We start from the raw sequence: 18,326 nt of genomic DNA, 5'->3' as shown, positions 1-18,326 counted from the left end.
CAGCGATACCTGTTTTAGGTTCTTTCCTTTCGCTCAATTAACGCAGTACGCGGGACATAAAGACGGTGTCTTTCACGGCACTGCCGTTGCTGTTATTGAGCGCGAACTGCATCGGCTGATTGCCGTTCAAGTCAGATGTGTTGGCACAGATCCGGTAGGGCAGCCACTGATTCAGTTCAGACAGATTCAGTTCCTTCAGTCCGTTTACTGCAACCTCGAAGTCTGCATGTACATCCACCTTGATCGCGTCACTGGTGCCGGTAAATGATTCTACTTTAACGCGATAGAGGTTGCAGACCGTGTCGTCATCCAATTCCTGTACCAGTTGCAAGCGGTCGCGACGGATCTCCACCAGAATTTCCGTGCGTTGGGTGAAGCCCCACAGTACGGAACTTGCCGCGACCAGCATCACCAGCATGTAGGTCAGCAAGCGAGGACGCCAGAGTGGTGAATCCTGCTTCAGTACCTGGTTCTCCGAGCGGAAGGCGATCAGGCCTTTCTCCCGGCCGGTCTTTTCCATCACCGCATCACACGCATCGATGCAGGCACCACAATCGATACACTCATATTGCAGACCGTCACGGATATCGATACCGGTTGGGCATACCTGCACGCAAAGGCCGCAATCCACACAGTCACCGGCTTGACTACCGTCTTCCCTGTGAGAACGGTGGTTGCGCGGCTCACCGCGTAGCGCATCGTAGGTCACGGTGCGGGTATCACGGTCGAACATCACCCCCTGGAAGCGGGAGTAAGGGCACATATGGAAGCAGACCTTCTCACGCACCAGTCCACCGTTCACGTAGGTCAGGCTGGCCATCATGATGATCCAGAACAGGCTGTACAGAGACAGTTCCAGGGTGGCCATGTCGGCGACCAGTTCTCGGATTGGTACAAAGTACCCGGTGAAGGACAGTGCGGTAACAAACGCCAATACCGCCCACAGCAGGTGCTTGAGGATTCGTCGGCCCAGGCGTGAACCCTGCAGCGGTTTCAGCTCGTTCTTGCGGCGTACGCTGGCGCGGCCTTCAGTGAGCTGCTCGATGCGGATAAACAACCAGGTCCAAATACTCTGAGGACAGGCGAAACCACACCACAGCCGTCCCCAGCCCACGGCCATAAAGAACAGCAACGCGGTACCGGCAATCATCAGGCCCGCCATCAACGGTAGGTCTGACCAGGAGAACTCGGTACCAAACAGGAAAATACGGTGTTGGCCAAAGTCGAACAGCAGCCAGGGCTGGCCGTCTACCTGTATCCATACCAGGGCAAAATAGAGGAACAGCAGACTGCCGCTCACGAGGCGGCGCAGGTTCTGGTAGAAACCCTGAGTGAGGCGTACATGGATTTTACCGCCGACGGCAGTAGTGGTGGATGGCTGGTTTATGACGGGGATGGGCTCCATCGAGGTTCTCCGTTGAGGAAGCCGTTTGCTCACGAGAGTCAGGGATCAGTCACAAGGTCCTGAGTGCGTCTCGACGGCCTCTGGTTTTACTTGTGCGTTACTCTATACCGATGCCAAAATAGGAACAGGTATAAAAAAATAAACTTTTTAGGGTACAGATTGTTCAATGGGCCGTTTTTTGTACCGCTCACTGGAGCAGGGCATCGCTGAAGAGATCGAACAGGGGCGCTGGCAAGCGGGTGATCGGCTCCCCTCGATACGCACGCTTGTGCAGAGCCATGGTTTATCGAAAACCACGGTGATGCATGCGCTGAATCGTCTGGAAGCCCGAGGTTTGATTGAGTCCCGGCCGAAAGCCGGTTTCTTTGTACGTGCCCAATACAAACCGATGAAAGTTGCGGCTGCACCGGCGGCTGAAGCGCCAGCGCCAGTGCCGGTTTCCGTTAATGCGGTAACCCAGGAGCTGATGTGTCGCAGTGCCGCCTTTGATATTTCACCGAGTGCCGGCAACCGGGATCCGCTGACACCGGGCTTGTTGCAGTTGAACCGCACCGTAGCGCGGGAGTTGCGCCGCCAGAAAGGCTTGCATCAGTATTATGATGAGCCGGCGGGAAACCAGCAGCTGCGTGAAGTGCTGGCGCGTCGCTACAAGCGCCAGGGCTGCCAGGTGGAAGCGGAGGACTTTACGATCACGGCAGGCTGTCAGCAGGCGTTGTGTTTTGTCCTGATGACGCTGTGCCAGCGCGGGGATCTGGTGGCGGTGGAATCGCCCGGGTTCTATGGTGTGCTGCAGTTGCTGGAGGCACTGGGTTTGAAAGCGCTGGAGATTCCCAGTGATCCGCAAACCGGGATGGATCTGGATGTATTGGCACAGGTGGCGGGAAAGTGGCCGCTAAAAGCCTGTGTTGTGACGCCTTCCTATGCGACGCCAACCGGGGCGTTGATGCCGCTGGAAAATCGTAAACGGTTGTTGGCACTGGCGGAGCAGCATGATTTTCATATCGTCGAAGATGATATCTATCGCGAACTTGCCTTTGACCATCCGGTCTCTCCTCTGCAGGGACTGGATCGGACCGGTCGGGTGTTATTGTGCGGTTCTATCTCTAAGACGCTGTCCCGCGATGTTCGTGTTGGTTGGGTGATCTCCCGGCAATGGCAGCCGGAGATTCAGCGGCTGAAACTGGTCACATCTCTGGCAACCAGCCGTTATGTGCAGCAAGGCCTGGCCGGGTTTATGGAAGAGGGGGGCTATGATCGCCATTTGCGCCGTTACGTACCCAACCTTCAGGCGCAGCGGGATGAAGTGATCAGCTTTGTTCAGAATGAGTGGCGGGTGCCTTGTGTGACTCCGGTGCCTCAAGGCGGGCTAACGTTATGGTTGCAGTTACCGGAACAGATCGACTCGATGAAGGTCTATGCCCGGGCGCGCGAGCGAGATGTGCTGATTACCCCCGGAGCTTTGTTTACCGCCTCCAATCAGTTCAGAAACTGCCTGCGCGTAAGTTATGCGCACCCCTGGAGTGAGGAGCGTATTCTGGCACTGCAGGTGCTGGGTGGGATCTTGCAGGATGCTTATACGGGGTAATTGAAATGTTATATTATATCATCTAGGCTTCGCTTATCCTTTTATTAACAGAGTTGTGGAGGGGGGTATGGCTCAGATCAGACAGAAACAGAAGGCATTTGTATCCGGGGTGATGTTGTCTTTGGTGGCGGCTACGGTACAGGCGCAGGGACTGGACGATCTTGACGATCACCACGGTGGCTCATTGGGTACACACGTGCACGGTATAGCGTCGTTGAATATGGCACTGGATGGTAAATTCCTGGAACTGGAATTTCACACACCGGCGGCTAACGTATATGGCTTTGAGCATGCCCCACGTAATGAAGGGCAATTGAGCCAGGCGCGTGAGGCTCAGCGTACCCTGCAGAAAGCAGATCAGTTGTTTGTGCTGACCCCCGCAGCAGATTGCCGCCTGGGCCGTGTAGAACTGGAGCTGGGGTCGGAAGACGGGTATCACCACGAGGAACACGTTGGGCACGAGCATCATGAAGAGAAGTACGCCAAGCATGGTAATCATCACGCCCATGAAGATCGCGGCAAAGATGAACATGAGCAGGCTCATCACGATAAGCATGCCGATTACGATGATCACCATACGCATCAGGAGCACGCACATCACGCAGGTGAAGAAGATACTCACAGTGATCTGAGTGTGCACTACTATTACCAGTGTAGTGCGCCAGAAAAGCTAAACAGTCTGGAAGTGGGTCTGTTTAAAGTCTTTCCGGCCCTCGAAAAGCTGAATCTGCAGCTGATTACACCACGTGTGCAGCAGGGTGAAACGCTGACCGCACGCAGTTACCGCGTAGATTTCTAAGGAGGTTGGAGTGCAGGCAGCCATAGAGCTGGAACACCTGAAGTTTGGCTGGAAACCGGGCAAAACCCTGTTGGATATCGATAAGCTAAGGGTGGACCGCGGCGAACGTGTATTCCTGCAGGGAGCGTCAGGGAGTGGCAAAAGCACCCTGCTGAACCTGATCGGAGGAGTACTTGAGCCCGATGCCGGTGGTGTTCACTTGCTGGATATTACCCTGCGTGCGCTGAGTAAAACCCAGCGTGATGCGTTTCGGGCCAACCACATCGGGTTTGTCTTTCAGATGTTCAACCTGCTGCCTTACCTCAGTGTGTTGGAGAACGTCACGCTGCCGTGCCGTTTCTCCCACGGCCGCAAAGACAAGGCGATCTTACGGGACGGTACGGTGGATGAATCCGCCTGCCGTTTGTTGGATCACCTCGAGTTGGGTCACGATGAACTGCTGCGCCGTCCGGTCACGGACCTCTCCATGGGGCAGCAGCAGCGCGTGGCGGTGGCGCGTGCCTTGATCGGCTCGCCGGAGATCGTGATCGCCGATGAGCCAACCTCCGCGCTGGATGTGAACAATCGAGATCGCTTCATCGAACTGCTGCTGCACGAATGTGAACTGCAGGAAAGCACGTTGATGTTTGTCAGCCATGATCCAGGCCTGCACGATCACTTCGACCGGGTGATCGATCTGCACCACCTCAATCAGAACGGGAGCAAGCAATGATTTTGCTCCGACTCACTGCCCGCTCGCTGTGGCACCGTCGCACCACGGCCTTGCTGACGCTTATTACGATCGGTTTCAGTGTGATGCTGTTTCTGGGTGTGGAAAAGGTTCGCACCGAAACACGCAACAGTTTTGCCAACACCCTGTCAGGGACGGACCTGATCGTGGGCGCGCGTAGTGGCCAGATTCAGTTACTGCTCTACTCGATCTTTCGTATCGGCGATGCGACCAGCAATGTCTCGTGGCAAAGTTATGAGCTGGTGAAAAACCATAAACAGGTCGCCTGGACCGTGCCTATCTCGCTGGGGGATTCCCACAGGGGGTATCGGGTGTTGGGTACCACCGAGCATTATTTTGACCACTATCGTTACGGTAACCGTCACCTGCTACGCTTCGAAGAGGGACGCCGTTTTGAAGACTTGTATGACGTGGTGCTAGGGGCCGAGGTCGCCGACAAGCTGGGTTATAAGATCGGTAGTGAAATCGTCGTTGCCCATGGCATAGGGAATGCCAGCTTCAGCAAACACGAAGATAAACCTTTCCGTGTAGTCGGCATTCTGGAACGTACCGGTACGCCAGTGGATCGCACCTTACATTTGAGCTTAGAGGCGCTGGAAGCGATCCATATCGACTGGAAAGCGGGAGTGCGTATTCCGGGTACGAACGTTTCCGCTGAAGAAGCCGCTCGGGTGGAGTTGCAACCCAAACAGATCACCGCTTTCCTGGTGGGCATGAAGTCCAAGGTGGCCACGTTTCATCTGCAACGCTCCATCAACAACTACCGTAAAGAGCCGATGCTGGCGATTCTGCCCGGCGTAGCTCTGCAACAGCTGTGGGATATGGTGGGCATCGCCGAAAAAGCGTTGATGCTGGTGTCCGCCATTGTGGTAGTCGCCGGACTGGTGGGAATGCTGACTGTGATCCTGACCAGCCTTAACGAGCGACGCCGTGAGATGGCGATTCTGCGCTCGGTGGGCGCGCGAGCCTGGCAGATCCTGTTGCTGCTTACGCTGGAGTCTGCGTTACTGACTTTAATGGGGGTAGGATTCGGGATATCTCTGCTGTACGGTGGCATCGTCCTGGCGCAGCCAATTCTCGAAAGTCATATCGGCGTATTCATACCTTTAACACCACCGAGCATCTATCAATGGAAACTCCTTGGGCTGGTTGTTGTCTGTGGTACGTTGGTAGGATTAATTCCGGGCTACCGGGCCTACCGCTATTCCGTTGCTGATGGTATGACAATTCGTATCTGAGCATCGTCTGATTACGTCATCTGGTACCGCTCTATGCAGATCAAGTTTCAATCCACTTTTCGAATCCTCCTGCTTACCATCAGCTTGGCTGGGGTGTCGCTGGCTCAAGCTGAAGAGCCTGCGGAAAAGCCGTTAACCTTCAACGGTGAACCGGTGCAGGTCCTTGACTGGGAAGAGCTGATGCCAGCAGATTTTTCGCTAGATTCGTTGTTGGGTAATCCCGACGAGATAAGCTCCCTGGACGATCTTGATCCGGCCGCGACCCAGTATATGGACCAGATGATGGCCGCACTGGCGTCAGCACCGGTGGTGCCGGAGATGGATGGCAAGATGGTGAAGGTGCCGGGTTTTGTGGTGCCGGTGCAGGGGGACGGCCTCAATGTGACCGAGTTTTTCCTGGTGCCGTACTTCGGCGCTTGTATTCACGTGCCACCGCCTCCGTCCAACCAGATTATCTATGTGCGTTTTGAGCCGGGTACCAAGGTCGAAAATCTGTACGATGCGATCTGGGTAACCGGTAAGCTGGAAACGGAAGTCACCACCCACGAACTGGCATCCTCCGGCTACAGTTTGGAGGCGTTCTTAATCGAACCGTACGAAGAACTCTACGCAGAACCGGTGGAGGGTGAGGAGCAGAACTGATTGGAGAGAGATCGTTGTGGTCAGAGCACCAACAAACGATCCGCCAACTGCGTTACATCCTCCTGCTGGTGGGTCACCAGCAGGACCGTTTTACCCGCCTGTTTTGCCGTCCGTTTTACCCAATCTGCCGCCTGATGCCGCGTATGTTGGTCGAGTTCTGCAAAAGGTTCGTCGAGCAGCACGATCGGTTCCGGGCGAAGCAGCGTACGGATGATCGCGATACGCTGGCGCTGCCCGCCGGATAACTCCGTTGGTTTCTTCTGCAGGAGTTCGTCTACGTCCAGTGCTTTAGCCGCCTCAAGCAATTCCTCTTTGGGCGCCAGGCCGGGAAAGCCAAGTTGCATATTGTCCAGCGCGCTCAGGTGCTCGAACAGGTTGTGATCCTGAAACAGCATACTGACCGGACGTTGATCGGCGGCCAGCGGCAGCAGCGATTGGCCTTGCCAGCGCATATCGCCCGATTCGGTGTCCACAAATCCAGCCAGGGCACCCAGCAGCGTAGATTTACCTACACCGCTACGCCCCTGAATCGCCAGGATCTCACCTTCTGCCACGGCTAACTGGTAGTGCAGGGCCTGTCCATCACGCTGAATGACAAGGTTGTTTATTTCAAGCATGGTGGCGTACCCGTTCAAAAGCCCAGACGATCAGGGCACAGATAGATAATAACAGCATGGAAGCCAGCGAGGCTTCGGCGATCCGGTAGCTGCCGGCATAGCTGTAGATCAGCCAGGGCAGGGTAGTCCAGTCGCGGTTGCCAAAGATGGAGAAGATCGCCACGTCGCCGATGGCTAGCAGCAGGATCAGGGCAAAACAGCTGATGAAGGTCGCTTTGATAAACGGCCACTGGATCGTCCAGTGTCGCCAGGGGCTGAGCTTGAGGGATCGACCCAATTGATAATACTGGGCATCGTATTGCAGCAGTCGCGGGCGCAGCTGTTGTATCGCAAAGGGGATCACCAGCGCAGCATTCAACACAAACACCATCACCATGCCATAGCGGTCCAGATCAAAGTGGGGCAAAAGCAGTACGTAGAGCCCCACGGAGATCACCATCGCCGGTGCCACGAGAGTGTGGGTGGCTAACCACTCCAGTAACACGGCACGGCGGCGCTGTTGTAAGCGACGGGTCTGGCGGATCGGTGCCAGCATCATCAGGGCAAAGAGGATTGCCACAAGCGCGGCGATCACGGCAATGGCGATACTGGTCAGGGTGGGCTGTAGCAGTGCTATCGGCTCAAAGCGACTCAGGTCGCTCTGGGTCAGTCCCGGAATCAGCGCAATCATCGGCAGCAGCAGACAGCACCAGGTGGTGAGGTAGAGGCCCCGGTGAAGATAACGCATCGGGGCGCCAGGCTTGGGTGTGTGTGCGCGGGTGAGTGTGTCTACCGCCAGCCAGTTGCTCTGCCCCAGGCGGGAGATCAGCAGAAACAGGGATCCGGCAATCAGCAGTTGCGTCCAGGCCAGGGTCAGTGCTTCGGGGATATTGAAGTCGTATTTCAGGGCCTGATAGATCGCAACTTCGAGCGTGGTTGCCCGAGGGCCACCACCCAACGCCAGTACCACGGCAAAGCTGTTAAAGCAGAGTACAAAGATAAAACCGCCCAGCTGAAGAAGCGTGCTCTGTACCATCGGCAGTTCGATCCGGCGCAGTCGCTGCCAGGGTGTCATTTTCAGCTGGGTTGCCAGCTTCCAGCTCAGATCCGGAATGTTGTTCAGTTGCTGCAATAACACCCGCACGGCAAAGGGCAGGTTTAGATAGACGTGGGCGATCAGAATGCCGTTTAGACCGTACAGGTTCCAGCCTTCACCCAGCATGGTCGTTAGCAGGCCATCCCGCCCAAGCAACGCCACCAGACCGGTGATCAACACCAACGTGGGCATTACAAAGCAGAGGATACAGAGGCTTAGGAAGCTGCTTTGAAACGGCAGCGAAGGCAGGTAATACAGTGCCCGTGCTACTGGCCAGGCGAGAAGCACGGAGATCAGGGTACTCAGCAGTGCCTGCTTGATCGAGAACAGCAGGATCGAGTGGAAATAGTTGTCGTGCAGCAGTTGCCAGTCGGCGCCCTGACCGCTGAAACCGATCAGGCCATAAAAGGCCAGACCGGTCAGCAGCATGATCAGGGTGAGGGCAACAAGGCCTGTATTATTGGCCGTACGGGTGCTCAAGGTTTGTGCTTACTTTGCCGCGGCGTTGCGCCACTCACGTAGCCAGCCTTTGCGCTGCTCGGCCATTTCTGCCGGGCTGAAACCGATACGTGCTGGCTTCACCAGCTGATTAAAGGCGTTTGGGAGTTCAACACCATCACGTACCGGCAGCATCCAGTTGGTCACCGGGATGATCTGTTGCGCTTCGTCGGAAGTCAGGAAACCGACAAACTGGCGTGCCAGCTCCGGGTTGTCGGACGTTTTGGTGATTGCCGCCAGCTCGATCTGAGCAACGTGGCCTTCGCTGAACAGGGCCGCCTTGTAGTGTCCGGTTTGTTCGGCAACCAGATGGTACGCCGGTGACGTGGTGTAACTCAGCACGTAATCCGCGCTGCCTTTCAGGAACATACTGTATGCTTCCCACCAACCTTTGGTGACGGTTACGGTATGGCCCGCCAACTGCTGCCAGGCATCTGCAGACTGCTCGCCGTACACGGCCTTCATCCACATCATCAGGCCCTGGCCCGGGGTGCTGGTGCGCGGGTCCTGGTAGATTACCTGGGCATCGGATTCCACCAAGGCTTTCAGCGAGGTGGCCGGTTGCTGGAGCTTGCGGCTGTCATAGACAAACGCGAAGTAGCCGTAGTCGAACGGTACAAATGAGCCGTCTGACCAGTTGAGCTCCGCTTTCAGGCCGTCCAGCGGCTGTTGGTGCGGTTGAATCAGCCCGGTGGCACGGGTCTCTTCCATCAGCGCATCGTCGATACCCAGAATCACATCGGCCTTGGTTTGCTCGCGCTCAATGCGCAGGCGGTTAAGGATACTTACGCCGTCTTCCGCACCCACGAATTCGATGTCACACTGACACTGCTGCTCAAACGCCTTCTCCAGCTGCGGGCCCGGTCCCCATTCTGAGATAAACGAGTCATAGGTGTATACGGTCAGGTCTGCTGCATTGGCAGCCTGAGACAAGGAAAGACCTGTAACCAGAGTGCCGATCAGACGCAGGGCTTTGTTCATGGAAACCTCGGGAGTTAAGAGACGGCGGCAGGATTGCGCGTTAAACTGCGCCGAATTTTACCTCTAACGATAGACCTTCGTCATGCCTGTGTCAGAATTCGACTCCATCAATCAATACCTTAGCGACAAATATCAGCTTCCCATTCCGAAATGGCAGCCGTTTGCAGGCGGGAGCAGCAACAGGCTGTTCAGTACGCGGATAGAGGAGCGTTCTCTGGTATTGCGGCTGAACGCGCCGGACTCAGTGGCGTTTGGGGTTGATCGCGCTCGGGAAGCGGCAATCCTGACGCTGATAGGTTCCAACCCATGGGCCCCGGATGTTGTGTGGAATGATCCTCACCTGGGCTGGTTGCTGATGGATTGGCATGGGGAGCGTCTCTCTGCACCGTTAGGTGAGTCCGAACAGAGTCAGTTGTTGGGTAGCGTTACACAGTGGCAAGTGATCACCAGCGATGACCCGGTACTGCAGATTGATTATCAGGCTCTGTTTGACGGGTTTCGTCCCCAGGTCAAGGACCTGCCGATGGAGCAGCCGCTACTGACCTTAATCGATGGCGCGTTGCGGGCGCTGGACTCTCTTCCCCAAGCGGCGCCGGTTCTGGTCCATCACGATCTGCACCCGGGCAATCTCTGTACTGACGCTGGACGTCTGGTTGTCGTGGACTGGGAGTATGGGGCGATCGGCAACCCCTGGCTCGATCTGGCTGCCCTCAATCATCACTGTGGCATCCGCGCTGAACAGTTGGCGATGCTGCCTGCAGTTGCTTCGCTGGAGCTGGAGGATGTGCAGCGAGGACTGCGCCGGGCTGTATGGCTGCTCAGGGTACTGGAGACGCTCTGGTACTGGATACGCGGTCTCAAGGGCACAAAAATCTCTATGAAGCAGCTGGTTACACAAACGATTGAACTGTTGAAGCAGTAAAACGTACCTCCCCATTTGGTCGTACCAGTTGTGAATTTGCCAATGCAAAACATTGATATTCAACCCCGTTACGGGATAGTAACGGAACACTCATACAGATCGTAATGGAGAACCTGCATGGAACAGGTTGTTGAAATCATACTGGCATCCGGTCGATCCGCGATCGATATGGCACTCTATATCCTGATGCCGATAATGGTCGTGATGCTGGCCCTGATGAAGCTGATGGATGCGAAGGGAGTCCTGGCGGTATCCGCACGAATTCTGGCACTGTTTGTGAAGGTGTTTGGCGTACCGGGGCTCGGCGTATTTGCCATGCTGAAGATGCTGCTGGTGAGCTTCTCCGCACCTGTCGCGACCCTCAGCCTGATGCACAACAATGCGATGGCAAAGCGCAAAATCGCTGCGACCTTCGCAATGTTGCTGCCGATGTCCCAGGCGAATGTGGTTTTTCCGATGATGGCGGTCGGGCTGGATATGCCAATTGCGATCGCCACCTCGCTACTCAGCGGGTTCTTCTCGGCTGCGTTGGCCTATTACGTTCTGATGCCGGCCAGCAAGGATAATGACCCGGCGGAGGAGCCAACCTATCCTGAACCACACAGCAAGAAGTCTGTGGTACAGATCCTGTCGGATGGTGGTCAGGAGGGGATGAAAATCACCCTGGCGATGCTGCCGATGCTGATGCTGGCGATCTGCTTGGTGAACGGACTGCGTGAAACCGGCGTAATCGAGTGGCTCAGTGGCGTGTTGGCGCCACTTATGGCACTGCTGGGGTTGCCGGAAGCGGCGGTACTGCCGTTGGTGACCAAATATATCGCCGGTGGCACCGCCTTTATGGGGATCACCCTGGACCTGATGGATCAGGGGCTGATTACCGCGCAGGAGCTGAACCGTATGGCTGGCCTGGTAACCAATCCGTTGGATATTGTGGGGGTGGCGGTGCTGGCGGCTGCGGGAAGCCGGGTGGCCGATGTAGCGAGGGTTGCGGTGATTGCCGGTTTTGCGGGGATTGCTTTGCGCAGTGTGATCCACCTGCTTATCTATTGATATTCAGACATGAAGCCCGCTCAAATGAGCGGGCTTTTTACCGAGTAACCCATATCGGTCTAACTACTGGTGGCACCACTGTCGCGGACAAACCAGTGATGTTTGGCACCGCTAAGCAACATCAAATAAACGCAGAAAGCGATCAGGAAGGTGATTGGCGCTGAAAAAAGTGCCAGTGACGCGTTGCCAAAGTTGAGAATGATGATGCCCAGACCGGCACCTGAGAACCAAGCGATTAATCCGCACGGATTAAATGACGTTACACGTTGGTGATCACATTCGATATGCCCGTCGAACATCTGATCATATTTTGGTGAAAAGATATGGGCGAGGGCGATAGCAACCCAAGCCACGACAAAAATACCCTGGTAAGCCAAGGCTTGCAGAATAAAGCTGAATACATTCATCAGCATCAACGCATAGACGACGCCCCCTACGATGATGGCCCAGACAAACTGGGGGACGTTCTGCAGACCAAAGCGTTCAAAAAACGCTTTCATATTGTCAGCGGCCAGATAGAAATTGGCTGTGTTGATGCGTGTTTGGCTAACCCAGACAAACAGCAATCCCCAGATACCCATCAGCTTCAGGATAGCTAGTACAACTGATACCTCGGACAAACCTCCTTCGGTGGGAATGGTGGCCGCCAGGAAGATGCCTACGACTCCATTCACCATGAACGTGAACAGATAAAACGGCATGCCGAAGTTCACTTTGGCGTGATAATCAGAATCATCTTCACGCCCGAAGCGGGCGTAGTCCCAGGTGTACATCATCAGGATCCATACACCCATGAAATAGGTGAAGCAGTTCCACCAACCATTTTCCGGATCCCCGCCCTCCGGTCCCATATGCAGCCAGGCATCGCTGTAACCGTATTGATGGATCGAGACGGCGACAGCGGCGATCAGACCAAGAATATAGAAAGGCAGCAATACGCCGTTGAACTTATCCAGCCAGGTTTGCACGCTGCCAAATACCAGCGGGACGCTGTAAAGCACCACGATTAAATAGGCTATTTCAAGGCTAAGCGAAGGAAAGTAGGCTTGGATGGCCACGGCTATGACCGAGCCTTCAAATACGCTGTAGTAGATCGCGGTTGCGAAGAAAATCAGAGTTGCCAGGCTAGCACCGACCTTGCCAAACAGCACGCGGGAAAACAGGGCAACGGAGAGTCCGGTTTTAATGGCATAACGGGTGATAACCGCATTGATCAATCCGTATGTGACGACGGATAGGGCCAAACCGATCAGGGCGTTGGTGGTGCCGAAGTTCATGGCAAGCGTTGCGGCAACAACCAACCAGAACATGGCACTGCAGATTGCCCACCATGCCATGCTCAATGAACCTCTATTCATACGTTCCGTTTCAGGAACAGACAACGGCGCGATGGAATCTGAGCCTTCATTTTTTATATTTATATTTCCGGCCATAAGAATCTCTCTCTTATTATTAATGGACGTTTGAGGTCCCACCTGTGTCCATATGGGGCGGTGGGATTCCATCAGGCTAGAAGATCGAGGCGTGTGATAATTGCCGGAGAGAGCCCTTGTTTTTGATGATTAAGGAATCAATGTGATAGGGCTTTTTCGGTGCGTAAAAGGTCGTGCCAGCTTGTTCGGAAAAGCTGAGACATAAAGGAATGGGGGGACGTTCAGGATATGTGGTCAGCGTTAGCGGTTACGCATCTCCCGTGGTGAACAGCCGAAGCGTGCTTTGAACAAGCGGCAGAAATGGGCTTGGTCGTTGAAACCCCAGCGGTAGGAGATTTCGGCTAGTGTGGTGGTACTGGATTCTGCTTTGATATCGTTGAGTGCTGATTGTAAGCGTAATTCCTTTATCCACTGGCTGACCGTTTGATCGGAGTCTTTGAACAGTTTGTGCAGGTAGCGGGTGGATATCTTGCAGGCATGAGCGATCAGATCGGGCGACAGATCGGGGCGCTGAATGTTGGTGCGCACATAGTCTTCTATGTTGCGAAGGTGCGCGCTCCGCAGTCCTGCCTCATTGCTCATCAGAACGCGATCGTCTTTTTGCAAACTGAGGGCCAGTAGCTCAATGAGCTGGTTACTCAGCAGTCTCTGGCTGGCATCATCGGTATAAGAGGACTGTTGGACAAGTGTCTTCATAAAGTCACAGAAGACCGCACCGATCCCTTTACGCTTATCGAATTCCATGTAGAGGAAGCGCTCGGGCTCCCGAAGTTTGTGCCGCAACAGGGAAATGGGGACACGAATCACCCACAGTGCATTTTCCTGGTTAAAGCTAAATTCGTAAGGAAGGTCACTGCGTTCGAGAATGAATGCGCCTGGATTGCAGATAACACTGTGATTGTCCTGGGTGAAGCTCACCTTGCCGTTTTCGGGAATGGTGATCAGGAAATAGGGTTCCGATTCGTCGATCTGTTGTTTGATTCGGTTAAAACAGGTGGCAGAACTGTGGAGTCGGGATACGCCGATCTCTCCCAGCTGCCATTGGCTCAGTTGGCCGTGAAAATGTTGGGGATCGCGAAACGTCAGTTCAAGTGGGAAATAGGTGTTCTCGATCACCTCTTTCCAATAGGTTTTCCGGTCCCTCTGCGGAAGCAGATGGGTACTGAAGCTGGAGTGCATATGAACACCTCTCTTATTTTTATTTGAGTTCATATCAGGAGCCAGTATAAGCCCATTTGGTCGTCTGAGTGACAATTGTCTCCAAAGGAATGGGGAAAAAACAGCCAGGCCTGTGTCGCAAGCCTGGCCTAAGCCCCCTAACAGTGGGGACAGAGACGAACTTGTATTAATTGATGCGTGTCAGGCGATAGCAGTTGTTGGGTTCCAGCACTAACTGCCAACCCGGGCGTACCACAATGTTGGTGGTGGGTTCTTCCACCACTGCGGGCCCATCGATTGTTACGCCAACATCCAATTCCGGTCCTGAGTACACCGGTGTGTCGGTCCAGTGGCCGTCATCATCAAACAGAGCGGGGCGGTATTCAACCAGTGCATCGGCAGCAGTGCTTCCGCGCTGTGCAACTTGCATGAATTCCGGTTTTTCCACATTGCCCACCATAGTGGACTCGATATTGACCAACTCGACCGGGTTGTGAGGTTCACTGTAGGTGTAGAGTTCTTCGTGGCGCTTATGGAAGTCATCAAGTACGGAGGCTATCTTTTCGCGGGTGATCTCACCCGGATGGATCTCCACATTGCATTCATGGATCTGGCCAACGTACCGCATCTCCACGCTGCGCGAGCAGCTGATCTGCGAGTTGCTGAAACCGTCGGAGATCAGATGCTCCCGACCTTGGGTTTCCAGCTCGTCGAACTTTTTATTCAGGGCTTCCAGATTGGCATGGTCGTCCAGGCGCATCGGTTCCGATGCCAGGTAGTTGTAGCGTACGTCGGAGATGATCTGACCAAACGCGCAGAATACCGATGAGACCTTGGGTACCAATACAGTGCGGCTGCCGATCTCTTCCGCCAGGGCCGTGATATGCATACCTGCTGCGCCGCCTGCACAGAGCAGAGCGAAGTCACGGGGGTCATAACCGCGTTCAATCGATACGCGACGTATGCCGTTCACCATATTCAGGTTTACGATGGTGCTGATGCCGTAAGCGGCTTTCTCCACGGAGATGCCCAGCGGATCTGCCACATGCTCCTTGACCGCCTGAATTGCCGCGTCACGGTCCAGGTGGATGGTCCCACCCAGAACTGCTTTGGGATTAAGGTAGCCCAGAACCAGGTTGGCATCGGTCACGGTTGGTCGGGTACCGCCTTTGCCATAACAGACCGGGCCTGGGTTGGCGCCTGCACTTTCCGGTCCGACATTGAGCATGCCGTATTCATCGACGTGACAGATAGAGCCGCCGCCTGCCCCGAGGGTTTCCACCTGAATCATAGGCACACCGATACGGTAGCGCAGGAAGTCGATGTTTTTATTTAGGTTGGTTTGGCCGTCTTTGGTCAGGGTTATATCAAAGGAGGTCCCCCCCATATCCACGGTGATCACATTGTTGATATCAAATGGTTGGCCGACAAAAAGCCCTGCCTGCGGGGCAGAGGCCGGCCCTGAGTTGATTGCGTTGACAGCACGACCTCGCATGGCTTCGCCGATTGCCAGCCCTCCATTGGACTGGAAGTAGCGCACGGGGGACTTGGCGCCCAGAGACTGGAAGTAGTCGTCGATTTTCTGGACATACCGCGCCATAACCGGGCTGAGGTATGCATTAACCACGGTAGTAGATGTACGGGTGTACTCTCGTACCTGGGGATAGACCTCGCTGCCGGTGCAGACAAATACTCCCGGCATCATCTCTTGTACGATCTCTTTGGCACGTTTCTCATGGGCGGGATTACGTACTGCCCAGACGAAGGAGATCGCGACACTCTCGACCTCCTGTTCCTTGAAATAGCTGACCGCGTCCCGGATGTCCTGCTCGTGCAACGGGATATTTACATCGCCGGTTCCGGTCACGCGTTCACGAATCGGGCGGCGCAGGTGACGCGGAGCGATCATGTGGGCTGGTGGAAAGTCTGCCTCGTAACGGTATCCCTCCTCTTTGTGGCCCAGTCGAATTTCCAGGCTGTCTTCATGCCCTTCGGTACACAGCAGGCCAACCTTCACCCCTTTCTTTTCGATCAAGGCATTCAGCGCGACGGTGGTGCCGTTGATGCAGAGGTCACACTCCTGCACGATCTCCTCAATTGGTCGTTGCACAGCTTCGCTGATTTGCGCTAAACCCGCTTTGATCGCGATGGTGCCGTCGTGTGGTGTGGATGGGCTTTTGAAAACCCGCAGAGAGCCGTTGTTTTCAGCAAGTACAAAATCGGTAAAGGTGCCACCGGCATCAATACCCAGGCGATATCTGTTACGCATCTTATTATCCTTATTCTTTAAACGCGATGAGTGGAAAGTTGCTGGCGCAAGGCCGCGGTCGCTTCGGAGTTGATGGCCATCGCGACGGGATCGATTTCAACACCGTATTCCATCCGCGCTGCATCCAGTGAGACCAGCCCGTTTCGGTAGTCTTCCAGTACATTCTCGGGGGGACGGGTGAATGGATTACCGTAGCCGCCTCCACCTGGATTAAAGTTGGCGACACGTTCGCCCGCTTTAACCGATTCGATGGTGTTCGCTTTGTAAACGGTTTCCTCGTCTTCGCGCTGAATTACCAAGCGGCCTAGTTTCGGCTCAAGAAGTTGATTGGTAGCACCTGCTGCTCCCATTGTTGGGATCTTGCGGCCCTCACCAAAGGCCACCACGGTCATCTCGTGGTCGATCGGTTCTACTTCCCACACGGTACCGGATCCGCCCCGGTACATACCGGCACCGCCACTGTCAGGAATTAGGCCGTAGCGGCGAATAATGATTGGGTAGGAGTATTCCAGCAGCTCGGTATCACCTGAGCTAAGCGCGCCAAAACAACACAATGGACCGCAGGCGTGCCAGCCATCCATCACTTGGGTTGCCCCTGCACCGGAGATGATTGATGCCAGTACCATGGTGACGTACTGCTCACCGGTGCGCGGATCGATACCGGCAATGTTGATGCCGCTGGCGTGGCCCCAAGAGGCACTGACACGCTCCGGTGCTGCTTCTTCCAGGGCTTTACGTACCGCGTCGGTCAGGGTTTCCATCGGGGTGGTGGTGCAGTTGACGTGTGGTGCAGGTTCTTCGGCATTACAGAGTGTGCCTTTAGGACCCAGGTCGACAGTGACGGCACGATAGAGGCCTTCGTTGTAGGGCGGTGGCAATTGGGCAAACATCATCAGCCCCAGATACACGCCCGACATTGAGTTGCCTTCATAGGAGTTAATAAAGTAAGGCACTTGCGGTGGACTCTGCACTTCAATATGTACGCTGTCCCCTTTGATTGTGACCTTGGAGGTGATCTCCATATCACCGAAACCATGACCGGCATCCTCCAACACCGCAGAGCCGTAATATTCGCCGTCTGGTACCTTGGCAATCAGTGAACGCATCTGGCGGTCTGCCATATTCTTCAGCTCTGCGATGCAGGCTTTTACCTCTGCAACACCGTACTTGTCGAGCAGTGCTATCAGGTTGCGTTCGCCCACACGGCAAGCGCCGTATTGGGCGTTCAGGTCGCCTTCCTGGTCGCGACGGGCACGCATGTTGGTCAGCAAAAGATTGATAACATCATCACGGCGTTTGCCTTTTTCCCAGAGTTTGACGGGCGGAATACGTAAACCCTCGGCATAGATCTCTTTGGCATCAGGATTGTAACCGGCGGGCACCGGACCGCCGATGTCGGTCAGGTGTCCCTTGCAGACTGTCCAGAACACGAGCTCGCCTTGGTAGAACACCGGCTTGTACATGCAGCAGTCGAGGATATGGCTGCCTTTATAGGCTGGATCGTTGTGGTAGATCACATCGCCTTCGTGAATGTCATCACCGAAATAGTCGGCGACTTCTTTCATTGCGGGAATCAGCGACCCCAAGTGAATCGGAATATCCTGACCCTGCAGGATCATTTCCGGATAGTGGTCAAACAGCGCGTTACTGTAGTCGTGAGCGAGATTGAATACGCTGGAACGCCCGGTTTTCTCCAGGGTCAGCGTCATCTCTCGCTGTGCGGTTTCCAGTGCTCCTCGCACGACGGCAAGGGTTATAGGATCGACACTACTGGACATATCACACCTCTTATTATTTTTGTGATTATTCGCGCCAGTACTGACATGAAAGTCCGTTACCGGCTACGAACGTGATGTCATCCAGTGTAAAAAAGTGAAAGAACAGGATATTGATCGTTGGGGAAGCAGTTTTTGACGATCAGCGT

Annotated in this window: 15 protein-coding genes; 7 read left to right on the top strand and 8 right to left on the bottom strand. The window is 54.9% G+C overall.

All coding sequences use genetic code 11. The features are described 5' to 3' along the window. Positions 1–37 precede the first annotated feature (37 nt). Positions 38–1,405 carry a cytochrome c oxidase accessory protein CcoG gene (gene ccoG, locus QKW35_RS04015; protein WP_282350924.1) on the bottom strand — a complete coding sequence of 456 codons (1,368 nt, stop codon included), beginning with the start codon at positions 1,403–1,405 and terminating at the stop codon, positions 38–40. 166 nt (positions 1,406–1,571) lie between these two features. Between ccoG and QKW35_RS04010 the strand changes: the two genes are divergently transcribed. The 5 genes from QKW35_RS04010 to QKW35_RS03990 all read left to right on the top strand — a co-directional run bounded on the left by QKW35_RS04010 (position 1,572) and on the right by QKW35_RS03990 (position 6,399). Beyond that, complete coding sequence (locus tag QKW35_RS04010) at positions 1,572–2,990, top strand: aminotransferase-like domain-containing protein (RefSeq protein WP_282350922.1); 1,419 nt, start codon at positions 1,572–1,574, stop codon at positions 2,988–2,990. Between the two features lie 67 nt (positions 2,991–3,057). Further along, positions 3,058–3,789: a DUF2796 domain-containing protein gene (locus QKW35_RS04005; RefSeq protein WP_282350921.1), complete on the top strand. Its 732-nt coding sequence runs from the start codon at positions 3,058–3,060 to the stop codon at positions 3,787–3,789. Positions 3,790–3,799: 10 nt separating this feature from the next. Beyond that, the gene (locus QKW35_RS04000; RefSeq protein ID WP_282350920.1) at positions 3,800–4,501 is read left to right on the top strand and encodes an ABC transporter ATP-binding protein; all 702 of its coding nucleotides are present in this window, start codon (positions 3,800–3,802) and stop codon (positions 4,499–4,501) included. Then, a complete protein-coding gene (locus tag QKW35_RS03995) occupies positions 4,498–5,757 on the top strand; it encodes an ABC transporter permease (RefSeq protein WP_282350919.1) in 1,260 nt (419 codons plus the stop codon). Before QKW35_RS04000 ends, QKW35_RS03995 begins: the two co-directional genes overlap by 4 nt. 33 nt (positions 5,758–5,790) lie before the next feature. Beyond that, positions 5,791–6,399: a DUF3299 domain-containing protein gene (locus QKW35_RS03990; protein ID WP_282350918.1), complete on the top strand. Its 609-nt coding sequence runs from the start codon at positions 5,791–5,793 to the stop codon at positions 6,397–6,399. A 20-nt stretch (positions 6,400–6,419) separates the two neighbouring features. Here the strand turns inward: QKW35_RS03990 and QKW35_RS03985 are convergent, their stop codons facing one another. The 3 genes from QKW35_RS03985 to thiB are packed head-to-tail and all read right to left on the bottom strand — an operon-like array spanning position 6,420 to position 9,570. After that, entirely contained in the window at positions 6,420–7,016 is a 597-nt protein-coding gene (locus QKW35_RS03985; protein ID WP_282350917.1) for an ATP-binding cassette domain-containing protein, read from the bottom strand. Further along, positions 7,009–8,571 carry an ABC transporter permease subunit gene (locus QKW35_RS03980; RefSeq protein ID WP_282350916.1) on the bottom strand — a complete coding sequence of 521 codons (1,563 nt, stop codon included), beginning with the start codon at positions 8,569–8,571 and terminating at the stop codon, positions 7,009–7,011. Before QKW35_RS03980 ends, QKW35_RS03985 begins: the two co-directional genes overlap by 8 nt. A gap of 9 nt (positions 8,572–8,580) precedes the next feature. Beyond that, complete coding sequence (thiB, locus tag QKW35_RS03975) at positions 8,581–9,570, bottom strand: thiamine ABC transporter substrate binding subunit (RefSeq protein WP_282350915.1); 990 nt, start codon at positions 9,568–9,570, stop codon at positions 8,581–8,583. An 82-nt stretch (positions 9,571–9,652) separates the two neighbouring features. On the opposite strand from thiB, the gene QKW35_RS03970 reads away from it, so the two are divergent. Together QKW35_RS03970 and QKW35_RS03965 are read left to right on the top strand one after the other, a co-directional pair. Next, a complete protein-coding gene (locus tag QKW35_RS03970) occupies positions 9,653–10,492 on the top strand; it encodes a phosphotransferase (RefSeq protein WP_282350914.1) in 840 nt (279 codons plus the stop codon). A gap of 117 nt (positions 10,493–10,609) precedes the next feature. Beyond that, on the top strand, positions 10,610–11,542 hold the full coding sequence (locus QKW35_RS03965) for a nucleoside recognition domain-containing protein (RefSeq protein ID WP_282350913.1): 933 nt from the start codon (positions 10,610–10,612) through the stop codon (positions 11,540–11,542). A 59-nt stretch (positions 11,543–11,601) separates the two neighbouring features. On the opposite strand, the gene QKW35_RS03960 is transcribed toward QKW35_RS03965, so the two are convergent. The 4 genes from QKW35_RS03960 to capB all read right to left on the bottom strand — a co-directional run bounded on the left by QKW35_RS03960 (position 11,602) and on the right by capB (position 18,180). Beyond that, positions 11,602–12,879, bottom strand: a complete 1,278-nt coding sequence (locus QKW35_RS03960; RefSeq protein WP_282350912.1) for a purine-cytosine permease family protein — start codon at positions 12,877–12,879, stop codon at positions 11,602–11,604. 336 nt (positions 12,880–13,215) lie between these two features. Further along, positions 13,216–14,154 carry an AraC-like ligand-binding domain-containing protein gene (locus QKW35_RS03955; protein WP_282350911.1) on the bottom strand — a complete coding sequence of 313 codons (939 nt, stop codon included), beginning with the start codon at positions 14,152–14,154 and terminating at the stop codon, positions 13,216–13,218. A 166-nt stretch (positions 14,155–14,320) separates the two neighbouring features. Continuing rightward, positions 14,321–16,402, bottom strand: a complete 2,082-nt coding sequence (capA, locus tag QKW35_RS03950; protein ID WP_282350910.1) for a caprolactamase subunit alpha — start codon at positions 16,400–16,402, stop codon at positions 14,321–14,323. A gap of 17 nt (positions 16,403–16,419) precedes the next feature. Continuing rightward, positions 16,420–18,180, bottom strand: a complete 1,761-nt coding sequence (gene capB / locus QKW35_RS03945) for a caprolactamase subunit beta (protein WP_282350908.1) — start codon at positions 18,178–18,180, stop codon at positions 16,420–16,422. Positions 18,181–18,326 lie beyond the last annotated feature (146 nt).

The sequence above is a fragment of the Pontibacterium granulatum genome, assembly GCF_029961155.1.
In the GTDB taxonomy this organism is placed as follows: Bacteria; Pseudomonadota; Gammaproteobacteria; order Pseudomonadales; family Balneatricaceae; genus Pontibacterium; species Pontibacterium granulatum.
The sequence above is the reverse complement of the archived record's forward strand: the minus strand, read 5'-3'. Positions and strand labels throughout refer to the sequence as shown.